The 25,521-nt window shown below is 40.6% G+C and carries 16 protein-coding genes and 2 pseudogenes; 2 read left to right on the forward strand and 16 right to left on the reverse strand.

The features are described 5' to 3' along the window. The first annotated feature begins 76 nt into the window (after window positions 1-76). A pseudogene (locus tag KUL49_RS14510) lies at window positions 77-1,573 on the forward strand (IS66 family transposase). A gap of 434 nt (window positions 1,574-2,007) precedes the next feature. Here the strand turns inward: KUL49_RS14510 and KUL49_RS14515 are convergent. The 14 genes from KUL49_RS14515 to KUL49_RS14580 all read right to left on the reverse strand — a co-directional run bounded on the left by KUL49_RS14515 (window position 2,008) and on the right by KUL49_RS14580 (window position 18,530). Further along, on the reverse strand, window positions 2,008-2,388 hold the full coding sequence (locus KUL49_RS14515) for a hypothetical protein (protein WP_131137762.1): 381 nt from the start codon (window positions 2,386-2,388) through the stop codon (window positions 2,008-2,010). Further along, window positions 2,366-2,737 (reverse strand): sulfotransferase family 2 domain-containing protein, encoded by a 372-nt coding sequence (locus KUL49_RS14520; protein WP_165477911.1) that lies wholly within the window; start codon window positions 2,735-2,737, stop codon window positions 2,366-2,368. The genes KUL49_RS14515 and KUL49_RS14520 overlap by 23 nt, the downstream gene beginning before the upstream one ends. Before the next feature lie 16 nt (window positions 2,738-2,753). Further along, on the reverse strand, window positions 2,754-3,512 hold the full coding sequence (locus KUL49_RS14525) for a DUF1796 family putative cysteine peptidase (RefSeq protein WP_131137763.1): 759 nt from the start codon (window positions 3,510-3,512) through the stop codon (window positions 2,754-2,756). A gap of 220 nt (window positions 3,513-3,732) precedes the next feature. Next, the gene (locus KUL49_RS14530; protein WP_131137764.1) at window positions 3,733-5,202 is read right to left on the reverse strand and encodes a glycosyltransferase family 25 protein; all 1,470 of its coding nucleotides are present in this window, start codon (window positions 5,200-5,202) and stop codon (window positions 3,733-3,735) included. Window positions 5,203-5,358: 156 nt separating this feature from the next. Next, complete coding sequence (gmd, locus tag KUL49_RS14535; RefSeq protein WP_131137765.1) at window positions 5,359-6,474, reverse strand: GDP-mannose 4,6-dehydratase; 1,116 nt, start codon at window positions 6,472-6,474, stop codon at window positions 5,359-5,361. Window positions 6,475-6,494: 20 nt separating this feature from the next. After that, entirely contained in the window at window positions 6,495-7,265 is a 771-nt protein-coding gene (locus tag KUL49_RS14540; RefSeq protein ID WP_131137766.1) for a hypothetical protein, read from the reverse strand. A 40-nt stretch (window positions 7,266-7,305) separates the two neighbouring features. Continuing rightward, entirely contained in the window at window positions 7,306-10,290 is a 2,985-nt protein-coding gene (locus KUL49_RS14545) for a hypothetical protein (RefSeq protein WP_131137767.1), read from the reverse strand. Beyond that, a complete protein-coding gene (locus tag KUL49_RS14550; RefSeq protein ID WP_131137768.1) occupies window positions 10,283-10,669 on the reverse strand; it encodes a hypothetical protein in 387 nt (128 codons plus the stop codon). The genes KUL49_RS14545 and KUL49_RS14550 overlap by 8 nt, the downstream gene beginning before the upstream one ends. 60 nt (window positions 10,670-10,729) lie before the next feature. Continuing rightward, window positions 10,730-11,680, reverse strand: a complete 951-nt coding sequence (locus tag KUL49_RS14555) for a hypothetical protein (RefSeq protein ID WP_131137769.1) — start codon at window positions 11,678-11,680, stop codon at window positions 10,730-10,732. Then, window positions 11,673-12,959 carry a hypothetical protein gene (locus tag KUL49_RS14560; protein WP_131137770.1) on the reverse strand — a complete coding sequence of 429 codons (1,287 nt, stop codon included), beginning with the start codon at window positions 12,957-12,959 and terminating at the stop codon, window positions 11,673-11,675. Before KUL49_RS14560 ends, KUL49_RS14555 begins: the two co-directional genes overlap by 8 nt. Window positions 12,960-12,978: 19 nt before the next feature. Continuing rightward, window positions 12,979-15,483, reverse strand: coding sequence for a hypothetical protein (locus KUL49_RS14565; RefSeq protein ID WP_131137771.1), 2,505 nt, complete (start codon window positions 15,481-15,483; stop codon window positions 12,979-12,981). A 49-nt stretch (window positions 15,484-15,532) separates the two neighbouring features. Beyond that, window positions 15,533-17,077, reverse strand: coding sequence for a glycosyltransferase family 32 protein (locus KUL49_RS14570; protein WP_131137772.1), 1,545 nt, complete (start codon window positions 17,075-17,077; stop codon window positions 15,533-15,535). Beyond that, on the reverse strand, window positions 17,067-17,936 hold the full coding sequence (locus KUL49_RS14575; RefSeq protein ID WP_110289318.1) for a WcbI family polysaccharide biosynthesis putative acetyltransferase: 870 nt from the start codon (window positions 17,934-17,936) through the stop codon (window positions 17,067-17,069). Before KUL49_RS14575 ends, KUL49_RS14570 begins: the two co-directional genes overlap by 11 nt. A gap of 114 nt (window positions 17,937-18,050) precedes the next feature. Beyond that, window positions 18,051-18,530, reverse strand: a complete 480-nt coding sequence (locus KUL49_RS14580) for a hypothetical protein (RefSeq protein ID WP_131137773.1) — start codon at window positions 18,528-18,530, stop codon at window positions 18,051-18,053. Between the two features lie 103 nt (window positions 18,531-18,633). Here KUL49_RS14580 and KUL49_RS14585 point away from each other — a divergent pair, with 103 nt between their 5' ends. Continuing rightward, on the forward strand, window positions 18,634-19,812 hold the full coding sequence (locus tag KUL49_RS14585; protein ID WP_131137774.1) for a hypothetical protein: 1,179 nt from the start codon (window positions 18,634-18,636) through the stop codon (window positions 19,810-19,812). Window positions 19,813-20,018: 206 nt separating this feature from the next. On the opposite strand, the pseudogene KUL49_RS21530 reads toward KUL49_RS14585, so the two are convergent. Further along, window positions 20,019-20,181: pseudogene (locus tag KUL49_RS21530) on the reverse strand (hypothetical protein); the annotation flags it as partial. Window positions 20,182-20,781: 600 nt separating this feature from the next. Beyond that, the gene (locus KUL49_RS14595; protein WP_165477912.1) at window positions 20,782-25,320 is read right to left on the reverse strand and encodes an FG-GAP-like repeat-containing protein; all 4,539 of its coding nucleotides are present in this window, start codon (window positions 25,318-25,320) and stop codon (window positions 20,782-20,784) included. Window positions 25,321-25,521: the final 201 nt, after the last annotated feature.

A 25,521-nucleotide genomic window follows, 5' to 3' on the forward strand; every position in this document is an offset into this window, starting at 1 on the left:
TAAGTAGCGATTAACGATCACGAAATAGTCTTAATAATGTAAGGTAATCAGCAGCTTAATACGGGGTAATAGCAGTATGAAAGAGAAAAAATACCAATCCCGCATCGCTGAACTTGAAGCGCTTCTTGAAGAGAAGAGCGCGCGGATTGCCTATTTAGAAGAACAGTTCCGCGTTGCCCAGCATAAGCAGTTCGGTAAAAGCACCGAAGGCCACGCTGGGCAAGGTGAGTTGTTTAACGAAGCGGAAGAATTGGTTGTTGAATCTGAAACAGCCGAAGAAACGATTAGCTATACCCGTAAAAAGCCTGTACGTAAACCATTGCCTCAAGACCTGCCTCGTGAAGTTATCGTTCACGATATTAGCGACGAAGAAAAAATCTGTGGCTGTTGTGCGGGCGAATTACACCGCATTGGTGAAGATAAGTCAGAGAATCTTCAGTTAATCCCTGCTCAGGTTAAAGTAATTGAGCATGTTCGGCCCAAGTATGCATGCCGTACCTGTGAAAAGAACGGTATCAGCAACACGATTAAACAAGCGCCCGTACCTCACAGTGTGATTCCAAAAGGCTACGCAACGCCAAGCTTGTTAAGTCAAATCATCACCAGCAAATATCAGTATGGCTTACCGCTTTATCGTCAAGAGGCTATGTTTAAACAGCATGGTATTGAATTAAGCCGTAAGACGATGGCAGACTGGATAATCCGCTGTGCTGAGTTGTTTAAACCGCTTTACGAGCAGCTTCATCAACACCTGTTAAAGCAACCTGTTTTAGCGGCGGATGAAACCACGCTAAAAGTGGTTGAGTCTGAAAAAACGAACAGCTATATGTGGCTGTACGCCAGTGGCGCAGACTCTCCTAACGGTAATATACCCGATGCAGAGATACCTAATATCGTGTTGTACGATTATCACAATAGTCGCGCTGGGCAATGCGCAGTAGACTTCCTTGATGGATATAACGGCTACCTGCAAGTAGATGGCTATCAAGGCTATGAGCAAACGCAAGCCACACTCATTGGCTGTTGGGCACATGCACGTCGTAAGTTCATGGAAGCCAAAAAAGGCGCAGGTAAAAAAGGTAGTGGCAAAGCGGATTGGGCTCTGAATCACATCCAAAAGCTCTACCGCATCGAAACTCAATTAAAAGATAAAACGGTGGAAGTGCGCTACAGCACAAGACAAGAAAAGAGCCTGCCGTTACTCAATCAGCTCCATACATGGCTAACGAAATCAGTTCAACAAGTGTTGCCGAAAACCAAATTAGGCGAAGCGATTCAATACTGCTTGAACCAATGGGAAAAGCCAGCGCGCTATACACTCGACGGATAATTGAATATCGATAATAATCGCGCTGAGCGCGCGATTAAACCCTTCGTGATAGGAAGGAAAAACTGGCTGTTTAGCCAAACCGCCACGGGCGCAAACGCCAGCGCAGTGCTCTACAGCATCATCGAAACTACTAAAGCAAACGACCTTAATGTGTTCGAGTATGTGATGACTTGCCTTGATGAACTCAGTCGGCCCAACGCCGATATCGAGCAACTGCTACCATGGCAATTTGCGAAGCGTTAGGTGGGATTGCCAGACGCTTACTATCCATTGACGAATTTGAAATTAGCTCCACAATCAAGGGCGTGCAGCTAATCACCGAAGACAGTTTAAGATAAAATGCCGAAATAGATCTGCACCTAACTCTTTTCTTAGCTAGTTGTGAACTAATACAGCTTTACCACTAAACTTAGACCTCGATTGACAGATAAGCACGCAGCTACTTTAGGTTATCCTAAGGAAGTAAAGGCGAATTGACTAACTCGCTTCTAGACAGAAATTTAGAACAACAATTCTCGTGGTATCTACTAGCAGGAGGGAACCGTTCCTCTTAGCTCTGAAAAATATTTGTTAAGCTTATAACTAATTAATTTCAATAGACAAAAAACTTTAAATTAAGCGTTCCCCTATGAAAAATTATAAATATTTCACTAGATTATTATATCCGATCTACCGATTTAGGGAATTTTGAATTTGTATTTATTAATACTTTCTGAATGCAAGTCAGCAATAAACTCACGAGCTTTAGGCGCCTGCCCAAACATATATTTTACTGTGGCATATTCGGGCCTTATTTTGGCTTTAGCAGTTATTCCTCTAAATGTATCCGCGAGACCTTTTAGTGGCCCGAAACGGCTTTCAAGAAGACAAACATCCTCTCGCAGTCGCTCATAATTAAGCATAATATCAATTACATTTTTTCCAGCTATATTGTAAATATCATCATTGAGCGATAACTTATCTTGATTAGCTAAACACCATTGCTCAAAATTGACATCTTGCGGTTGCTTCCCCTGCATACTCAATAGAAAAAAACTAAATGCTGACCGTGTATTCAAAAGGGTTTCTTATGATGGAAATTTTAGTATAGCTATTCCAAATTACATTGCCTAATCGGCACTTAGCATTTTCAGCTGAAATATGATTATAGAATTTAAACGAGTCTCTTTCGTCATGAAATTTTTTAGAGTCTTTAGGGTTATCAATAACTAAAGATTCACCATCAGTATACTTATAGTTTTGTGGCCCTCGAAATCCCAATTCCTTTCTTATATTTTCATCGTTTTCCGTAATTGGTGTAATTATGGAATTCTCTGTAGCAAACTTAGACAACGCTATTTCAAATGAGGTACTCGCGACTTTTCTAGCCTTAAGCACTATTATTTTTGGTTCGTGCAAAACTATCAATTTATTTCGCCTTAGGTTAATTTAAATTTGCATTTAGACCGGAAAGCATGATTTTGAAACTGTGATCGTCATATTCTTCGATAAATTTTTTTCCGCTACTTTCCCCGCCGGCACAAAAGCGCAAGTGTACTAGATCTTTTTGTATATCAAGGACCGATGCTTCCAAGGCTCTCTGTGTATAATGCTCGACAACAATAAATTTTGAGTTGTTATGCAATGATTTTAAATGGCGAATTAACTCCCAAACTGATGCAACTCCAGTGAGTGAGGGACGCTTTACAATTTGCGTAAAGCCCTGAGCCCACCTTTGACGTTTCTCAGGCTCTGTAATGGGCGTAATAACAAAACAAAGTTGCTTATCTGAATTCAAACTTTCTATAAATCTATCAGAAGCTCTTCGATAGTAGTCGAAGTCGGCTGTAATATTCAGGGGGTCCTTATGTGTAAAGAAATACTCATGGTAGCGTTTGTGCGTCACAGCGTTTACATTGGGATGTTGGCTCCATTGAGCCTTATCCATAAATGCATTAAATGAGTCGTTACATGCATCAACAATTATCTCTGGGCTAGCGAATACCCAGTCAAATGGATATGCAGCCTTTCTTAGTCCGATCTCTCTTAAATAGTGAGCTGTACTGCAATTAAAACCTAGCGAAATAAACTCTGCGTCTTGGTCAAACATGGTTAAACTGCTAATTTTATCTCTAGCGCTTGCTGCCTGACTTGTAAGGCGCTCTATTTCATTTATGCTTTGAGGTAAACCAATATTTTTCAATGTATTTCTCTTTATAGTTTTACTAACTATTAATACAGCTATGTGTCGTAGCCTTGAAGTACCTGCTGCTCAGATTAATACTCTCAATGTAGAAGTTCTTTTTTTAACTGCTACTCAACGATACGATAGTGAATTCAAACTATATCTACTACGAGTAATTTTAAGCAGTTCAAAACGGTAAAATTAATCCTACACTTTAGAGTTGAATATCACTTAACAACTATACAAATTCGCGGTAGCCAAAATAAACGCATTGCAAATTAAGCTCATTTTTTAGTTTTTCTGGCAGCGATGAAAATTTTTCAAAATCAACAGTTGGCTTTTCCACAGTCTTGCCCTGATATCTTTTATTAGAGTTGATAGCTTTGTGAGGGTATTCAATGTTCGCTGGCAGTTTCACCTCGCAGTTTGTTTCTATATAACCAACTAACTTGTCTGCTTCATCTTCAACACGAAATACAACATTCGGTTTCTGCTCCAAAACTAGCTTATTCCAGTAAATATAGCTCGCAACAGCCCTTGAAAACTCACTTTCGAAACTATCTAAATCAACCCCACAACGCAGCTTTATGTGCTTTTTGCGGAATTCATATGACACGGGCGCATGTTTATTTTCTCTCATAATACTTGCTACAGCAGTGCGAGGGTCTCTCACATGCATAGCGACATGCCTGAAATATTTAAAGCGTCTTGAGCGCGCACCATCATTCAGCGCCCATGGGCAATCATCTTCTGTAGCAAACATCCACGAGCAAATACCATCATCTTCTAGTTTCTCGTGGCCAATTTTTAGTCCAATAGCTTGGCAAAGTGACGCACTGTAGCCTGAACCACACCTAGGGTGGCCGATTATAAGAAGCGGGTATACATCAGTATGCTTTTTATGTTGAATTAACGCATTGGTAGCATGCTCTATCTCTTCAGTTTTTCCACCATTTGCTTCAAGATAAGAGAGTCTAATTGGCTTTGGGTGAATGGTTGACTCTACTTCCCCCGTGCTCCAACTCATTTCGTAAAATAAGGGAGGGTAAAAGGTTTTAGCATTTGAAGTATTTGCGCATATTCTGTGTATGAATATATCGACTGTGGTGTCGACCTTCTCGAAACGCCCCAATATCTCTTGTGCCATGGCTTTATTCAGTGCAAAAGCGGGGTTTGACATTTTCCCAAGAAAATCTGACAACCTCAGTTCTTTATCACTTTTATGATCATCACATAACGCCCAGCCAAACTGTAATAGAGCAGGTTCACTATGTTGAAGTTTTGACTCGCTAACCCAGTCATTTGAAATCGCCTGTTGGCATAACACACTTGCACGTTCGGTAAGCTTAATGTCATCTTCAATAAACAAGGCATACTCTTCGCTGCTAGCTAAAAAAGCTTTTAACATCCGAATATAACTTGCAAATGTAGCTACCTGAACGGGAATCAATGTGTTATTACAACTACTATCACCACATTCTAAATTTCCGCATCTGAAGCAACTTGGGAACGTGTGTACTTTGGATTCTTCGTATAGCGTTTTTACGTCATCACTTTCTGGCGTGGCAGCATCGATGAATTCTAGATTACTTAGTTCATATTGCGCGATGAAGCGTTCCATGTAACCACGTCGCTCTGCGCTAGAGGGCAATGATAAACAGTAGATTTTGGGAAATGCCCCTAGAAACAAAGAAACGTTATCTTGCATTATTTATTATTCCTTAACAGCAAGTGACTTTGGCTTAAATCTAGCTAAAAGCTTATAACCATATACAAAAATTGATAAAAGTATAAGTTATTGGGTAATGAAATAGATAAAGGCGACATGAGTCGCCTTTATCTAAAGCTTAGCGGCTAGAAATGTCTATTCTTTAGCTACAGCAACCGAATAACCATGCTTCTTCAATAGTGCATGTTGCTTTGCTTTACCAAGGTCGTGTGCAACCATTTCTGCGCACATTTCCTCAACGGTAATTTCTGGTACCCATCCTAGCTTCTCTTTTGCTTTTGTAGGATCGCCTAGAAGCGTTTCTACTTCTGCAGGGCGGAAGTAACGTGGGTCTACCTCTACAATAACATCACCCACTTTCACACCTGGTGCAGTTTCATTATCTACTGCCGTTACCGTAGCGATTTCTTTCACGCCTTCGCCCGTAAATTCAACAGTAATACCTGCATTCTCTGCTGACATACGCACGAATTCGCGAACCGATATTTGCTTACCAGTAGCAATAACAAAATCTTCTGGTTTATCTTGTTGCAACATCATCCACTGCATACGTACATAATCTTTTGCGTGCCCCCAGTCACGAAGTGCATCCATGTTGCCAAGGTAAAGCTTAGACTCTAAACCTTGAGCAATATTAGCGATACCACGAGTGATTTTACGGGTAACAAACGTTTCACCGCGGCGTGGAGATTCATGGTTAAACAAAATACCGTTACAAGCATAAATACCGTAAGACTCGCGGTAGTTAACCGCAATCCAGTATGCGTACATTTTTGCTACTGCGTAAGGAGAGCGCGGGTGAAACGGCGTAGTCTCTTTCTGCGGAATTTCTTGAACTTCACCGTAAAGCTCTGAAGTAGACGCTTGGTAGAACTTAGTTTTCTTTTCAAGGCCTAAAAAGCGAATAGCTTCTAGCAAGCGTAGAGTACCCATAGCATCTACATCTGCTGTGTACTCAGGTGCTTCAAAAGATACCGCAACGTGTGACTGGGCACCAAGGTTATACACTTCGTCTGGCTGCACTTCTTGCATAATGCGGATAAGATTTGAAGAATCCGTCAAATCACCATAGTGCAAAATGAAGTTAGCGTTTTCTACGTGCGGATCTTCATAAATATGATCAACACGTTCTGTATTAAACAATGAAGCACGACGCTTAATACCGTGAACTTCGTATCCCTTTTCTAATAAAAACTCGGCTAAATAAGAGCCGTCCTGGCCGGTTACACCGGTAATAAGTGCTTTTTTCATGTAAATCAACCTTTTTACTGTTACTCAATCAACATCCAGCGAAATTCTGAGTCTATTAAGTTTGAAATCTCATTATAATTTTCTAATTTTTCGACTAGGCCTACAGGGTTTGTTTTGCCAAACTTTACGTGCAGATTAATGCTCTCTTTTTCTTCGTTTCCAATAGATAGATCTATCAACTTATTTGCACTACTGACTGGATCATTTTCAACATCTTTTTCGTAGTACAGCACATTCCAACTGTTATCACGAAAATAATTTTCGAGTAGCAAGTTTATAGCTGCGCCATTATAAAGCACGTCATTAAGTGAACCTGAGAACCCTGTATCCCAGTCTTTTAGTTCGTTGACTGGCAGGTTAAGCGTTGAGCTTTTATGTTTTTTCCCGTCATTTTCAATATGCCATACTCCTGATTTTGCGGCGGCATGACATGAAACCAGTCGCTTAAGAATATTATTTCTCAACAAGAGTACAGGAGTAAGCTCATACTTCTCTGCTAGCTCATTAACGAACTGCAGATATCTTTTTACTGCATTTACACTATCTTCATTTTCAGGAGCTACTCTTAAAATATTGATAAGTTTTACTTCAATTCCAAACGCGTTCTTTTCACTTGTATATAACTTATCAAAGTAGTTGTTCATTTCATCTTCGGTCTTAAATGTTCGGCCTTTTTGCTCTTCTAGAGTGAATACTTCACCCAACCAATTTATACCAGGATACTGACCTACGAGATTTCCTAATACAGTTGAACCACTTCGGCCAAGGTGAACCAGTAAAAGATTTTTCATTACTTTTCCTATTTGTAATTTCTATAGTGTTCACGCAAAATCAAAGCTCATAATAAAAAGCTGAGTCCCTGAACTCCTCAAAGAATTTTTGATAAGACAGTTCTTCTCTAAATCGCTTGTTACTTAAGTAGTCATGAGCCGCCTTAATGCGCTGCTTATCTGCTAACAGTTTTTCGGCCTCTGCAATATCGTTGATGTAAAGTGGATAATCTGGGCCTAAATACTCCACCACGCTCGGTAGCGGATTTATTAGCAACGGGGTTTTACGGGCAATACACTCGAGCACTAAATTATTTGCTGCAGTTGCGTACAACCAACATATCACTACTGAACTACTTAGCAGTTCGTCGTATTCCTCATTGGATACCATCGTGAACACTTCGACGTCGGGGTCGATCCTATTTCCAAAAGTGCTAATCTCATTTTGTAAATAGCTATCTGTATGTGTTTTCTTCAACATCACACGCCTATGACCATTCGCCTTAATTTGATGAATGGCTTGCAATTTACGAAGCCAGTCCCCAGCTTGCACTATTGTAGGCGTATTTACATACTTCTCGTAATCAAATGGCTTGAGGTTATCGAAATCTGTTGGATGTAATAATGAGACAACCGGAATACCAGGTAAGTACCATTCTACATCTCTTTTTAAGTCATTACTTAATGTTATGAGTCCTTTACAGTTTGGCAGCGATGCTTTCCATAATTCAGATTCAAAAATAACTTCAGGCGATACCGGCGTGTGAAACCAGCTAGGTGCAAAAAAAGGAACATGTAAAATACCCACCCATGGTCGCTCTATAGGAGTCGGGGTAGCTGAGGCAGCTTCACCCGGCTCATCGCCCCATACGAAATAACGCTCAATAAAGGGGAGAAAGAGTACGCCATTATCACTGGTTTCGAGTGGAAGCAATGATTCAGCTATCTTGTTAAAACTATTTCTGTGCTCGCCATAGTGTAAGTTTGAACCGAAAATGTTTAGCTTTCTAGGGGGCGCCTGTTCTTTTATCTTACGCTTATGGAGAAAGAATGGCACGAAGTCATCTTCTACTTTTTGGTGAAATACTGCCAGTTTATCGCCACGCCGATTGTGCGATTCAAGGTTTACGTAATAATATCCAAGCCCCTTGCCATTTAGGTATCCCACTTCGCCGTCGTTGGTCACTTTTAGCCAAAATGCCCAATCCGCGAAAGTTCCATAGCGGTCCTCGTCAAAAAAACCGTACTTGTCATGTAAATCACGTCGCCAAATAGGCATACAATGGGGAATGTTGTGAGGGTTTAATGTATAACTACCGTTGTCATTCTCTTCTAAGTTACCTAGTGTAAGAAACTCAACCGAACCTTCCTGGTCGCTGTACCACGGGTGTTCTATTTTGTGAGTGTCCAAGTCTCCTGAAAAAGTATAGAAAGGGTGAAGTGCACTGGCAGCAAACGCATACCCACCTCTATTCATTAAATCATGAACCAGCGTGTTCACATGCTCTGGGTCACGCAAGTCATCCACATTAGCATTAGATATAAACTCAGTGGAGGACATTCGTATGCCAATATTCCAGCACTCATATAGCCCCGGATCTTGCCTGTTCCAGACAAAAATAGCATTCTTCTGTTCACGAAGAATGCGTTTGATACTTTGAAGTTCTACTTTTGTAGGGTTAGCAGTGAGATAAAAATGATCGATTTCTTCGTATTTATCCAACGCCTGACAATTATTGATGAACGTTTCAATAAACTCATCTGTTTTAAACATTGAAGTTACAAGTGAACACTTTCGTTTATCATATTCAGAGTAAGAGATTTCACCTTCAAATTTATCTTCGTATCTATGGTTAAGGAACCACTTTACGTCAACGCCTAGAGCATCAGGGCCGCAGAAATTGATTTTATTTACATTTCTGAGGTCCACAAAAAATTCGTCTACTTGTTCAACTACATTGCGAGTAAGTCGGCTTACGTCATTTACAATAGCAAACGAATCTGACCAAGTTACGATACCATTCAGTGCACAGTCAATAAAATCAGAGATGCTATCAACACTGTGGAAGTATATGGACTCATTCAAAGAGAGGACATCGGAAAAAATGCTTATCAAATTAGTTGTAATATTACCTTCGATGACAATATTTATTTGCATGTTACGTTTAGCAGCAATGGCTTCTAAACCTTTTAGCGCTTGCAAGTACGAATTGAATAGCTTTTCTTCGTTTCTAAGTAACAGCCAAACAGTTCTTCTTGTATTGAAATAATAGTTTTTACCCGTGTAATTACTGTCTAGCCATGAACAAGATATCCACGGAACACCACGTACTGCTCCAGAAGGATTCAAACGAGATGCGAGAAAGAAATACTTCGCATTTATAGTACTTTCTTTTTCGTTTTCACCGTCATAATATTCATCAGATTTAAGCTCACCTTCATGATGAATAATGACGATATCTAAACATGGATTTAATGGCTGATATCCAGAATCTATTAGATCAGACGCAAGCATTAAGTCACAATTCATTTGCCCCATAAAATAGAAAGCATCTTGCTTCAGTACGCACGGTTTATTAAACACCCACGCATCTGCAGACACGTAATTCGGTAAGCTATTATCGCGCTTTAAATACATTTCCAGCTTGCCATTAATAACCTCATGGCGGCTTAATGCTAACATACCGTTAGCAGGAAACCGTTCCTGGGCGAATAAGTCCATTGATTTCTTAACAGCTAATTCATCAGAAAAACTCACGTCACCGTTAATAATTGCGGTAACATCTGCACTATTGTTAGTCAGTAATGTGTTGCTATAACCAATTAACGTTTGAAATGTAGGTCGAGTTGCATTTTTCACAACACACACTTTCTTATCATTCGCGTATTTAAAATTATCGATTATCGCGTGTACTTCTGACTCAGTAACAATGTGAATTAAATTGATATTTCCGTTTTCAATATGGCTTTTCAATGCTTTTTCGATTGGCTCTTTCATTACGCCGTCGAAGAATGCAAACGAAGTAATCACATCGAATTTACCCATAAACTTTGCACTCCCTTACCACTTCAACTGCAATTTTCTTAAACCGCCAAGCTGAATAGGTCAATTTTTCTAAAAAATAAACATTTGACGACTGTTCATAAATAGCCAAGCTGTGAATAAAAGTAGACGTTAAGTTAGAAGGATCTTTTTCAAAACCTACCATTAAATACTTGGCTGTCTCATTACTAAAAAAAGAAATAGATTTATGGTTGCGTTTGGTTTTGAAAAATAGGAAAGAGAACAACTTAAGGGATGCTTCGGAAGCGTCCTTTGAAACAAATTCATGTACGATGCTATCTGTAACATTGTGAAGGGCCTTTTGATCTGGCTTAGGCTTCTTAATTATTACAATGGCTTGTTCAAATAATTGGTAAAACATAAGATTATTATTCTATATTAACTATCAACTACATTGGCTCGAAAAAGCGTGCTCAAGTAGTTATCTCTTATAATTGAGTAATTCACATACCCGCGTATAGTGTTTGCTTGCATAAATTTCTTTTTTTAATTCTCCGTTTATTGCCCTCCGTGGCCGTTCGGAAATTACATCACTGCTCCTTCCACTGTCCCCCGTAACTTTAAAAATACTAAAAATATCTTCAAAATACGGAGAATATTCGATGTCTAAAATTCCTGTAATTCGCTGCATAACTATTTTTGGTTCAGCGACAAAGTCTTCATACTTAACAATTTCGCAATCCTCGAAATGACTAATAAAAGCTAACAATCTTTCACAATATTGATCAAATGAAGGAGGGCTAAAATGTAACCAACCATTAGCTTGTAGCGACACAAAAGAATCTATCGGATTTCTTACAGTAGCGAGCTTTCTATGCGAATAGCGCTGCTTAAATAGCTTAACTAACACTGGTTCATTAGCGATAGCGTCCTCATCGCCCAAGCAGTAATCGGAATGAGTATGCTCCCTAAGCACTAATTTAGAGGACATAGCATTCAAATGTTCATTAGCTACATCTATTTGCGATAGGAACATTTTTTCAGCTAATTCATCCATTCTTGGAAGATTTGCATATCTACCCAGCGAAGTAATATCGGTTGGCCGAAACTCAATAATCGATGGGTTAATTGTGAGTGTTGTTGTTGGGTGTACTTCACTAATTAAGAACGTATTAGGCATAGCTGAGATACATTTCGAAAGAACAGTTCCACCGCTGCAAGCAAAATGATGTATCGACCTAATCACTTTTTTATTAGATTGCCTTTTTTCTAGCGCATTTTCACAACGAGAAAGGAGGCTTTGAGCATCAACAAGAGTGCTAGTTTCCAAAGAGCCTACACTCTTAGTCACTTTGTCACTATCATTTAATAGAGATAAAGCCTCATCGAGCTCTACCCTCAGCCTTTTGAAATTATCCACTTCTTTATCCACGCTGCTCTTCTATTAACTCAGGGTATTTTTTCTCTAACTCGTAATAGAATTTTGAAGCATGCTTCAATTTTGCATAAAGCTCGTTTACCAATTCTTTAAGCTCAGTTTCATCTTTAGCTTTCTTAGCGTAACTAACTCTTAATGCGTCCAGGTCTGTTTGCAACTTTAAATTCAACTTACTTGTTAGTTCTAACGCAGCAATTTGCTTACGCTCCGAGTTTTGGACATGCTCAATTTTTTCAAGTAGCTCCTTGCGCTGCTTATCTTTTTCTGAGCATACAGTTTCCACCGTTTGCTTTTGCAGCGCTAATTCATTATTGAGTGAAGCTTTAGATTCCTCAAAACGCTGCTTTTCTGCCAGCAAATTCTGTTTAACCTGCTGCAGCTCATCGCTTAACTGCTTTTGCTTTTCTCCACTCTGTTGTTTAGCTGCTTGCAACTGATGTTTGGTCTGCTGCAATTCATCGCCCAACTGCTTTAGCTTTCCTTTACTCTGCTGCTGTGCAGTTTGAAGTTGCTCTTTAGCCTGCTGTAATTCTTCGGTAATTTTTTTGACATCGCTTTGAGAAGCATTTAACTGATTCTCTAACGCTACTTTAATTTCTCTATGCTGCTGACGTTGACTGAAGTAGCTCAGAGCTTGCTCAGCATGTACTTTTTTAGTCGCCACAAAATTAGAGTAAGGCGGCATAGACTCAGCTAATACAAGGTAATCTCGCCCACATTCTGTAAACTGTTTTTTAAGCTTTTCTACTGGTTTAGTTTCACCAAAGACAGGCTTTAATGAACTTTGTATTACCACATGGGTGAAGGCATTTAATACTTGGTTGTTCAAACATTGCTGCTCTGCACCGTTAACCTGCGAAACAAGCAAGCAGGGGCGGCTTTCTGAAATATCGAACTGCTGTAGCAAAGGCTGCAGCTCAATAACTGCGGCATCTTGTTCAGTAAATTCCAGTGCAGGTCGAATACTTTTAATTACATTAGGGGGGAGTACAGAAGAATAGCCCGGCACATTTGAAACAAAATAGCGCATGCTTTTTTGCTTAGCATCAAACGCTGGTACGCCGTGCTTTATTACCACACTCTCGGGCGAGCCTTTAGCGTTATGCAGTAGTGTGGCTTTTTCAAACATTGCTGGTTCTGGCTCTACCAAAACAACCTCTGTAGCTGTTAAAGAAAACAACCAATTAAGCATAGCTTCAGTACGTGCACCAAGAACTAACACGCACTTGGGTTGCATCGACAGCCCTTTCACTATTTGTAATAAATCACTCATAGCCCCTCCTTACGTTCTTTTAGAACTTTGCAACCATACCTGATATCAGCGTCTGCCAGTTTTCAAGCGGCTGGTTAACTTTAAGCTTCTTACGGTCGAGCGTATGAAGCCTGTCAGCTAGCTTGGTTAGCAGCTCCTTTATGAACAACTTGTCTTCTTCTTTTAAGCTGTCGATTGCGTTTTGCTGCTGCTCGTTTATCTGTGCAGGTAAATCAAGTACTAGTTTTAGCCCCCACTTGTCTTCTGTTGCGGGCGGCCAGCTAGCCAGTGGTGCTTGGTTGTTAGCAAGTTCTCTAAACTCTAGGCTTCCGTATTCGGTGAATACTTTATCTTTTATTTGCTTTGCGCCAATTTTAATATCGAAAGCGGGGTAGCTAATGCCGTTTGCTTGTAAGTTTTCAATACAAATAAGTAAATGCTCGTTTGTAGCGCCTACCATATTTTGTTTAAGGCTTAGCTTTTTAAAGTTAAGCGGTTTTGGTGCTGGGCTGGGCGTAAGCTTTTTTAGTGCAATTGAAAGTTTTAATAGCTTTTCTGGCCATGGGGCAATATCTAGATTCGCGGTGGCATCTGTACGTTGCACGTCGCTTTGCTGAAGTTTAGTTTTTAGTTCCTCAACTATTCCTATAAGCAATAGGTGATCTTCTGCTGATAGCTCTGCCAACGCTTTTTTGCCCGCATCAGTAAATGGACTAAGTAGCGAAAAGTCGCACACTTTATTGCTGCCCGTTTTAACAAATTTTGACAATGGATAAACACGTTTGTTGTCTGGTGCATGAAACTCAACGTCTAGTACACCTTTTCTGTCGTTAACAATTACAGAAAATGCATTCCAGTGTTTGTCGGCGTGCTCTACTTGAGTGAAACGAGCAGTTATGCGCTGCAGATCTTTTTGGTTTGCACCACCGGTTAAGGTTACGCCTTCACTTAGTACCAGATGTGGGAAGCGCTCCTCTATTTTGCTCTTAAATTCACTAAGGGCTTTATTATCGGGTGACTCGCCCTTTAGTTTTTGGTATTCAGTAAAATAAAACTCTAGCTCTTCTTGAAGCTGCTTTATTTGTAACTGTAATAGTTCCTGTTCACTCATAGCGTTTTCTAACTCTTTCCTTAATGCTGGCCCATTATCTTCTGAATTTGACAACTTAGCCTCTAGCTTATTTATTAGGCCTGCGCTTGTATTTTTATGTTCTTCGAATTGTACATAAATACTTTCTAGCTCTTCTTGCAATTGGCTTATTTGCAATACTAAGAGCGCGTTCTCATCTTCTGCAGCCAACAATTTTTCTTTTAACGTATTAACAACCTCAGGGTCTGGCTGTTTTTCTTTCGTTGCAGCTTTTAATTGCGTATTCGTTTGCTCTGCGTTTTCTAACTGCTGTTGCACCTGCGTTAGTTTTGAAAAGGTTGCTTCTAATTCTTCTTGAAGCTGTTGAATTTGAAGTTGTAACAGCGCGTTTTCATCTGCGTTAGCTTTGCTTTCTTGAACTAGGTTTTGCTTTTCAGAATTAGCCTCGGCCAACTGGCGATTGATGTCGGCATGCTTAACTTCTAAGCCGGCAATTGTAACTTTGCTATTTTCGGCATCAGTAAAAACAACCTCTAGCTCTTCTTGCAACTGCTGAATTTGAAGCACTAGCAGTTCATTCTCGCTTTTTTGTTCATTGCTTTCAGCTACAAGTGCTTTGTTTTCCCCACTAGCCTGCGCTAGTTCAGAGTTAATATCGCGGTTTTGCTGTGTTAGTTCGGCAATAGCAGCTTGGTTTTTTTTAGCTTCAGTTTCCTTTGTTTCTAACTCGCCTTGAAGAACTTGAATTTTTTGCTTGTTTAACTTCACTTCTTCGTGCTGTTCTTTAAGCGCTTTTTCAATGCCTTCTTTTTCGTTTTTAGCGGCGTTTAATAATAAATCTTTCTTCGCATTTTCATTCTTTGCACTTATAAGGCTTTGATACTGCTGCAAACCGAAGTGAACAACCTTAGCCCACGACTCAGTATTATCATCTACGCTAAAACCTTCGAACTGCTGCAGTATTTCATTTGTATCAATATTCCCCTTCAGCGCACAACGCACTGTTTGAGCTAGTGCTTGCTGCTCGTTTGACAACACAGAATTACTTAACAATTTGATAGAAAATTGCTCGCCCAATAAGTACTGATGCTGCAGTAAAGCTTTGAAGTAACTGTTCCAGTTTTCTAAAGCGTTAGATAATTCAGCTTCTTTTACAGGCCTACTAGCAAATAGCGCAACCACATAAGCTTCTGGCGAAACAAGCAATGCTGTAATCGATTGTGCCTTGCTTATATCTTCACCTGCCTGCTTTATCGCTATATTTAGGTTTGGCGCGGCTGCATTAACAACGCTTTTTATAAAACCAGCAGCATTGCTTTGCGATTCCTGTTCTTCAGACCAATTTAGGCTTAGAGCGAGCGCTCCCTGATGACTTTGGTGTTCTTTTTCTTCACCCTGAATACCTGCATAAGTGAACAAGCTTTCATTAGGTGCAATAACTAACGTTTGACCCACTTAAAATTCCTTAATTATGCTGCTCAAAGATGAACTTACTGTTTTGCTACTAGCCATTTTCATTAACAAAGCTCTTTATTGCAAAGTACCAGCGTTCTAGCGAATATTGAGGGGTTATACCCTTACAATCAGTTTTGTGTATTTTTTCTGCGATTGCTTGAGTTAACTCTACTGTACGTAATTTTAATGCTGGGTTGTCTACACTAACTGATAATACGTTATTTACTTTACTGTCTGCTGACAAAAGCACATTGAAAAATGTAGGCTTTGTAGCCCCCTCAATGTTAGCCTCGCCATTGAGCGCTAAATTGTTATTAAGTGCGTTGTTGGCGTCAGTTTTAGTTATTAAAGCTAGTTTCTTAACCGCTATTTTTATACTGGCACTACTAGTGTCACTATTGCTTACTTCTTTTGTTTTTACTTCTGATAACCTGGCAATAAGCGTTTCAATTGTTTGGCACCACATTTCTAAGCCACCAATAGTGCTTTCTATTACGTTATTTTCAAACAAAGCCTGTTGTTTCGATAACGCTATGTGCAGCTGCATTAGTATAGTTATCAAATCGGATTGATCGGTGGTTGAAAGCTTGTAGAACGCACTATTTTCAGCGTTTTCGGGCATTACTAGCATGTAGTCAGTAACGCCGTTATTACCACTTTTGACAAACTGACGTAGAGGAAAATAGCGATGAGGCAATGGCGCATAGAATTCTACTTCCGCTCTATCTCCACGCTTATTAACAATGATAGGAAACGGTTTGCTCTCGCCTGATGTAAGTGCAATTCCGCTTACGTTCATAACTAAGCGGCTTACGTTTTCTTTAACAAACCCTCCGCTTATAGTCACTTGGCAATTTGAAGTGTCAACACTGTCTCTAGCGGTAAATGGTTTAACTTCGGAGCTTGGAAGCGATGTATCAGTTTTCTGAACTGGAGCAGGTTTTTGCAAAACATTGGTTTCTTCGCTTACTGCTTCATCCGAAAACACGCTCTGCTTTTCTTGCTCTTTAGACCAGTGCTTTTTTTTGTGTTCTAGCTCATTAACAATGTCAAAGAAGGGTTTGGTAGCCGCCTGTTCCACAATGTTTAAGCTATTTTCAAACTCGCCACTTTCTACCATTTGATTAAACGACAATGGCCCTGTTAAACGCCAGACATCATTACTATTGCGCTCTTTCAAGTTTTTTAAAATATGATTCCAAATCCACTCTAGTGCGGGATGACCGGCCCGACACCCTATTGCACCGTTCATAATACCGCCATGCCACTTTCTAACTAAAAGAAGTAAGTCACTAGACAGCAAAGGTTGTATAGGCGCCTTACATCTAATACCGCAATCAACATAAAACCCACCCATTTTTAAACAATAGGCTACACGAAATATGTCAGACTGCATGGCAGGAAGTGCTGCTAACTTGAACAAGCTTTCTACTTCACTGTTGTAATGCTGACCAATAAAGGCGCAGGCTTCTTCATACCCAAACAGCTTGTGTTCCATTGAAGGGTTGTAGTTCTTCCATGTTTCTACTAATTCTGCAATATCGTTTGGTAACTCTGGCGTATTCCAGTACTGAACAATAGTATTAGGTGTCATACTTCGATCTTAAAAATGCTGCATTTTGTTCGTAGATAGCGTAAAACTGAGATACTAACTCTTCGTTGGTGAACATTGCAGTTCCACCTAGCTCCACATTGGGCCCGTCTATTGATAGTACGTTTGTTCCTTTTGATTCCTTTCTACTAACTTCAACACATTGAATGCCAGGGGGAACAAGAGGAATAAGCTGGTTTAACGGCTCTAACTGTGAGTTTATAGCGATATCACTTCCTCTTTCACCCACGATTCGCTCACAGATTCGTTTTGCGTACTCGATTAACAATACCGATGCAGGATGATTGAAAGTGAAGAAAGTTCTCGATTGCTTGCGGGTAGACTCTATAAAATCTGCAATTTTTACATCTACTACTGCATCTCTTGCTTTCAATTCGTCAAGCGACTTTTGATCTTCTTTACCATATTCTTGTTTATTGTAGAACGGGTCTGACAACCAGTTCGCAACCTGCTGCTGACTGATCCCTAACAGCCATCCATCAAGAATAGTTTTATTATGATATTCGCCAAGAGGCCCCCTAAGTGTGGTTACTTCAGGGTGGCGAATGTACATCAAATCGGGGGTAAAGCCGCTAAAATAAAGGTTCAAAATAGTATGCGTTTTATCGCCATACAAGCGCTTTATTTCGCTGGTTCGAATAAACTTACATGGGTAAGCATCTGAAATCATTTGCGTAACAATAACATCTGCATCGTTGAGCGCGTCGCGATATTCTGCCTCATCGCTATCTTTCAATAAATGAACAATTGGCGTAGCTGTTACGCTTATGGTTGGTACAAGCTTTTCGATATAGTTAGCAAGGGGCCTAGCCTGGCAATTGCCAATAACAACTAATTTCATGCCACTGTCACCTTACTACCGCCTTACTACACACACACGACTTCATACGTTGAAAAAATTTGATTGATAACACTATATAGACCGTTCTAACTTTGTAACTTTGTACCATACCAATTAGTTGAGCGGTAAATCATCCATTTTCGTATTTTTTTCTAAAGGCTTCCCAATATCTTTTGATGAAATATCATCTTGTGCGTCGATATTTCCAGGCATGGTCATCTGTGGGTCTGGCGCAACCGCAGGAAACTCTCCGTCTAATTGTAAAGTTTCAGATTCAGGAGACATATAAGACAAGTCACCTTCAGGTGCTTCAGAAAATTGCATCTCTCGTTCTATTTCAGCAAGGAGTTCAGGATCGGTTTGTAGACCTAATTTAGCGGCATCAGAATTATTTCTTTCAAGATACAAATCATCGGTATTTGAATCTTGCGGTAGAGGTATGCTTTCGCTCTGGGTATTTTCACTAAAGGAAACTGGGGAAGTATTTCTGTTTTCTAGCGACTGGTCCGCACTGTCATTCGGAAATAAATCGAAAAACAAGACGAAAAAAACTACAATCACAACAAAACCTGTTATAACGCTTATTGTTTTCATCGCTAATTCCTTTTTGGCCAAGCTAAAATCAATCAATTGATGCAATGTAGTCTACCACTAAATAACAGGTATAACACCTTGAGTTTACTTAGGCAGAGGCGATATGAAAAAAACACTCATTCTTCTTTATGAAAAATTTATTTACCGCCGCTTGCTTGCCTACAGCGCCCTCTTAATGTGCGTATTTACTGTTCAATCACAAGAAAACAATGTACTTCCTTCCGTAAACCACCCCGCGAAAGGAGTTAACTTTTTCTATTTGAACGGCAGAGATCAAGAAGACTTCGTGCAAGTGGCTGAGAAACTCTTTTTTGGGGACAACGCTTGTAAAGGCATTAGAGCTGATATTTCAGAACGTTTTGAGAACTCTTTGAAGGAAATTAAAAGCGCAGGGTTTGACTGGGTTCGATTACTCGTAAGCAAAGATTTTTACAACATTTACGCCCCCCGGTGTGGTTTTAGTATGGACGAAATTTATCCTGTATTAGCCGACAAACACCTATCTGTACTTGCTCAGCTTGTTGGAAAAGTGGCAGAGCATGGCCTTAAAATTGAGCTTGTACTGTCTGGAACGAGGTGGTTCGCAGACCCTAGAAATGATGTAAGGTTTTTTGAATCAATTTTGCTTGGCATACCGCTTGAGCATGTGAACATGATAATATTGGGTGGAGATGTTCAACCGTCTAACGCCCAGTACCAAGCTGACTGGCTTCTTCAGGTTTTACCCCATTTTTTAAATCACAAATACAGTAGTTTAGCTTCTCAGAACTATTTATTTGACACAGTAACTTATCGCAACAAAGATCAAGCATTGGCCTATGTTAAATGGGTTAAAAAACACTTCCCACAACTTAGCTATTTACCAGTTAATCTATACAACCGTACTCTTCCGCCTTCCAGTAGTTGGCGTGATTACTCGACTGCGCTCAAGGAGTTTATAGCTATATACAAGCAAGCAAACCCTCCTTTATGGATAGATGAGTATGGTTTTAGGTTAAGCAACGAATCAGAAAGCGTTCAGTATACGGAAGCCGATAGAGTTGCTTATTTGAAAGGCTTTTATCATGCATTGTCGTGCGAAAACCCTATAACAGCTGCATATTTTATATGGACAGCTGGCAATGATCGTCACGTTTCATTCCCTGACAAAGATACTGATAGAACGCCTTTTGGTCTGTTTAGCGGCTATGAAAATAACAAACCAATCACCACACCGGCATGGGATGAAGTAGCGTTATTCAACACTACCTCATCGTACTGCGAGCAATTAATTAAAGATTAGATAAAAAGTATTTTATTTAATGTATGGGGCTAATACAGATTCGTCTACCACCTTAGGGTTATACGGCTTTGCATTACCTCTTTCTACTGCATTTTCGACCATTTCGACAAATTCTTCGATGGGTATATCGGCAGATGCAGACAGAATACTCTGAACCTCGTAGTTCCACCACTTCAGTTGAACAAGCCTATCAATTGCATTTTGAGGGAAACGAAAACGAATTATCTTAGCGGGAACGCCCCCTACGATAGCGTAAGGAGGGACATCTTTCGTTACTAAAGCTTTTGACGCCAATATTGCACCGTCACCAATGGTAACTCCGCGGGCAATTGTTACATCTTCTCCAATCCAAACGTCGTTGCCAATGGTCGCACTAAGGGCATTTTTAGGCTCTTGATTATTTACTTGGAAGTTTTCTATTTCGGGATGATCTTTAAAAAACTGTGCATTGGTAATAGCATGGCGGTCGTAAGTAATATTGGCCGTTGTAAACCGACTGATGGGATGATCTACTCCCATCACAGATACTCTAGCTCCTATAGAGCAATACCTACCTATTATAGTGTTTATCGGGAACACACTTCGCGTAAACGAAAACGAGCCAATAGAAAATAAAAAACTACCATTGATGTAGTTACTATAAGGTTCAATACGGCCGTTAGAAGGAAATACGAGCTGGTCAGTTGGTCGAAATCGTCCTTGTACTTTGCAGTTGCCAAATGGTGTGAAGTAAACGCGATGCTCATTCAAATAGGCCAGTAATTCGTCGCTTACTGTAATTCTATGGATCACTTCTATTTCCTTTTTTGCTTTGTTCTTATGGGATTTAAAGCTGACTGTCTCACTGAATACTAATGAAAAATATGCATATAAGATAGGATTTAAGTACACAAAAATGCAAAAGCCACTTCTTTTTACAGAAGTGGCTTTTGTGTTTACTGTAAAGTTTTGGAGTAAATTTTCTGCGTATTACTTAGCCACCTGCCAAGTATCATCCGTTGGCCTTAATACTCCGCGACTTTTTACTGTAGTACCGTCCATCAAATGAACGATATTTCGAGTAGTTACTTCATTTCTCCACATTAAGTCTGCTTTTCCGTCACCGTCATAATCACCTATATTTCCAATTTGCCAGTTAAGATCTGCAACTTCATTGATAAGCGTGCTGGTGTCTATCTGGCCGTCTTTCATTAAGTAAACCCAGTTTCTTCCATCTGCTTGGTTTCTTAGGATAATATCCGCAGTTCCGTCACCATCTATATCCCCGGTTCCAGCAATTTGCCAATTCGTGTTAGCCGTAATTAAGCTGTACTGGCTTGAGATTTCGCCGTCTTCCATTAGCCAGATATAAACTAAGCCCGTGGTAGATCTGCGCCATATAATGTCTTCGTCACCATCACCATCTATATCGCCCGTTGCGACGACATGAAAATTAAGGTCTGTAACCCAAAGCGAAGGTTTACTTTCACCAATACGACCATTCTCCATTAAGTAGAACCACGTATCTCCTCGTTCAACATTGCGCCACATGACATCGCCCACGCCATCAGCATTAAAATCGCCGTTACCTACCAAATGCCAAGTACCAGCGGTCACATAGTTAAGCACGTAGCGGTCTTTAATATTGGCGCCATCCATTAGATAAATGAAGTTTTTACCTGTGTCGCTGTTGCGCCAGAAAATATCTGACTTTCCATCGCCATCGTAGTCGCCAAGGCCATCCATCGTCCACGTGTATTCCTGAACAACATTAATTGGCGTTGCTTCTGATATTTGCGTGCCGTCCATTGCCCACAAGAAGTTCCAACCTTTATTGAAACTGCGCCATAGTAAGTCTGCATTGCCATCACCATCTACATCGAATTTAGTTGGCTTGTAACGTGATGGATCAAACGGGAACGCATCATCTTCATCCTTTACCCCATCATTATCGTCATCTGGGTCGAGTAAGTCAGAGATAAAGTCCCCGTCGTTGTCCGGTGGTGTACTGCCGCTATCTGATGGGTCAGTGTTATTTCTAAACTCATCCCAATTTGTGTAACCGTCACCGTCAGCATCACCATCGCTATCGGCTAACAACCAGTTCATCGCGCCTAAATATCTAAGCTCCCACCAGTCAGGAATGTTGTCACCGTCGCTATCGTGATTAGGAGATGTAACAACGGCAGTGCCCGTAGGTATAACCGTTGAAATCGCCTGCATTAAAACAGGTGATGAGGTAGAACTTGCCACATAATTACCAATAAGTAACTTACCTGGAGGAAGGTTGTACCCCATGGAAAGTACGTAGTTTAAAGGTGATATGGCACCGCTGTTTAAGCTTCCTAATTCCCATCTGCCCCATTCACTACCATCACAAACACCTGAACATCCACCAGCAGTGGTACTGTTTGGATAGCTACTATATTGCGGCGCATTAGAAGTAACTCTGACTTCTGCAATTTGGGTAGGACTAGTGACTTCGAGATCAAGATTTACCGTGGCTGTCGACTCACTGGTTATCGGAGTCGTGTACACATTTTCAACATCTAGAACGAAAGGCACTTGGTTGTGTATAGCAGTAACAAGGTTGCTTCTGCTTACGCTATCAGCATTGTCCTCGCTAATTATTTCCGCCTCTATTTTCATTGTTTGGCCGTTAGTTACCGTAGAGTTCGCTTTCAAGCTAAAAGCTACCGCACCTGAATGACTGGCTTCTATCGTACCTAAGGGCCAGTAGATTACATTGCCTATCTTTTCATTTACCCCCGTAGCGCTCTGATAACTGTATCCTTCAGGAATGGTTACCTTCAACAGGGCATTGGGATATGCGGTTGCGCTTGAATTACCATAGCTCACTTGAAAGCTTTGAATTTCATTCGCTTTTATTACACTTCGTTGCGAGGAAAGCACCATTTCTAACGGCAGTACAGCTGAGGTTAACAAAGATTGTCTAGCAGTTACTTGCAAGTCACCAGAAGCTTCTGTTGCATAAGCAATAATGTCTAAGGGCTCGCCCGATACTGCATTGGTTGTGTAAAAAGGAATAGATATAGTTCTAGACTCGCCAGCCTTTAGGGTATCTAAAATCCAGCGACCTCTTTCATGATAGTCACACGCTCCACTGCAGCCCGCTGAAATTCCGGGAGAGGGGCGTGAATGGTGCAAACGTGTTCCCGTTTGAATATGTAATTGCACATCTGAAATGTCTAAAGCGCCTTCGTTTGCGACCACGAACTTTTGGTAACTATATAGGTCTTGCTGGTGTAATGTGCTTGCTCGTGACGCTGTAACAGTTAACTTCACGTCTTCTTTAATTACTATGCTATCTGCAGAGCGTTGAACACGTTCAGTACTGTTGTAAACCGCAGCTTCTAGCGAAATTGGCGTACCTTCAGTAAGCTCTGTATCCACGTCGAAGTATGCATAGTGCATACCTCCATCCCCAGGGTTTACTGTTCCCAAATTCCATTGTAGCTGGCCATTTTCGATAAACGCACCGTCGCTCCCTGATACAAAAGTAAGGTTTTCTGGTATAGGTAACTTCAACATAACATCGGTATACGCATCGCTACCTAATTGCCCGTACGTAATCTCGTAGCGCACACGCTCGCCCGCAGCAACTTGTTGCTTGTCTGAAACAAGTGATAACTGCATATCATTATCACTCTTAGCAACAAACGTAGGTTGTAGCATTAAGTTATATGACTTCGTAGCATCGTCTACATGAAGCTGAATTTCTAAAGGCTCACCCTTTGTAATTTGATTGTAATAGATAGGAACAGTAACAAAGCGTGACTCACCTGCGCCAACTACAGGGAATGTCCATCTCGCCCATTCACCAGAATCGCAAGCCCCTGAACAACCGCCTGTAATACCGGGCATAGGTAGTGTAAAGGCTGTTCTTGACGGCACCATCATCGACAAGTTGAGCTCACTGATGTCTAGTGCTCCTTTGTTAGCAACTAGCACTTTTACAAAGGTCAATTCACTTTCTTGGCTCATCTCATTTTGTATAGTGGCGATAACGTCTAGGTTTATCGTTCCATTAATAACAACAGAGTCTGTAGAGCGCTGAATCCAGTTCTCATCCTGGAGTATTGCTTCTGTTTTTACGATGTTACCGTTAGATAAAGGTGTAGAAGGCTTGATTTCTACGAACCGTGTTCCACCAATAGCAGGGTTAATAGTGCCTAAATTCCACTCTACGTTTGAGCCAACTACCGCTCCATCATCGCTACTTGAAACGTAATCAAATCCTTCGGGAATAGAAAAAAGCAACTTCATCGGCGTGTAAGCGCTAGTAGCTTGGTTTCCATAAGTAACTTGATACTTAATAGATTCGTTGTTAGCAACAATACCTTTATTTGGGGAGATAATTAAATCGACTGTTGATTCGTTTGCACGAATAACCGTAGGGCGCGTTCCTAGAAAGTACTCTCCGCTGCCCGTAAACACTTGAACTAAGCTTTCAATTGGCTCTCCAGAATCGGCATTGGTATTATAAATGGGCACAGTTATTACTTTCGACTCGCCAGCACCAATGGTTCCTAATTCCCACCGGCCCCACTCAGACGAGTCACATGCACCACTGCAACCACCATTTATGGAGGGCCTAGCCAGAGTATGTGCAGTTCCAGGAGCGGCCATGGAAAAAAGGCTTACCTCAGGCACAGCCACACCGCTGTTATTGCTAACGATATAGCGCATCACACTATAAGACCCTTCTTGCCAATAATCATTATTAGCACTTACCGTTAAGCTTAATTGCGGCAAGTTACTTGTCACCACCGCATCTTCCGAAGTGACAATAGCATTAGAGCCATTGAAAAACTGTGCACTTACTTCATCCACTTTGCCATTTGAAGACGAACCGGACTTTTTCAAAGTAAATAGATACTTATTACCAACATCTGGGTTCAACGCAGGCAAGGCCCATACGATTTTATTGTTGGAAACCGTGCCGTTATGTGAGGCAGATACAAAACTCATTCCAGCAGGAATATTCACTTCCATTGAAGGTGAGGCGATGCCCGTGTTACCCACATTTCCATAGGAGATCTCAAAATCCACATTCTCGTTGGCAGACACAACTTGTGAACTGGCAGCAACATGCAGTGCGACAGATGGAGAGTTATTGATTGTTGAAGGTTTTAGCACTTCGAGCGTATTGGACTGCCCTGAATACGTTACATTGGTTGTTAACGTGCGTTCGTCGCCAGTTGATAGGTTAGAAGAATAAACAGGGAGCGTGACCACTTTAAAAGCGCCTGGGGCTAAGTCACCAAATTCCCATCTAGCAGTTTCTGTGTAGTCACAAACGCCGCTACACCCGCCAGATATCGAGGGTAATGGATTCCTAAAAAATGTGTTTTCGCCAACGTTTACGTAAAGAGTAACATCACTTTTTGTAGAGCTTGAATCATTTGAAATAATTATCTTGTGGTAGATATAACCACCTGTTGAAGCTTTGTCAGTTGTTTTTGTAACGCTTAATGTCATGGCACTTGCCATTGACGATATCATCATCAAGAAAGCGCTATAAAACAATATAGCTATGTTTATTTTAGGTTTGTAGTTACCGCAATCCATGTGTCACCCGCCTTAATATTGCATTGAATTTGATTATTAATCGGAATTTAAGGGAAACTTAGAATTGAGCCGAGCTAGCCCTCTCACCTAGAAGATTTCCCTCTCTCTAAAATGAGCGGGTAACTACCAAAAACACAC

This window comes from Alteromonas sp. KUL17 (genome assembly GCF_006538305.1).
GTDB lineage: Bacteria > Pseudomonadota > Gammaproteobacteria > Enterobacterales > Alteromonadaceae > Alteromonas > Alteromonas macleodii.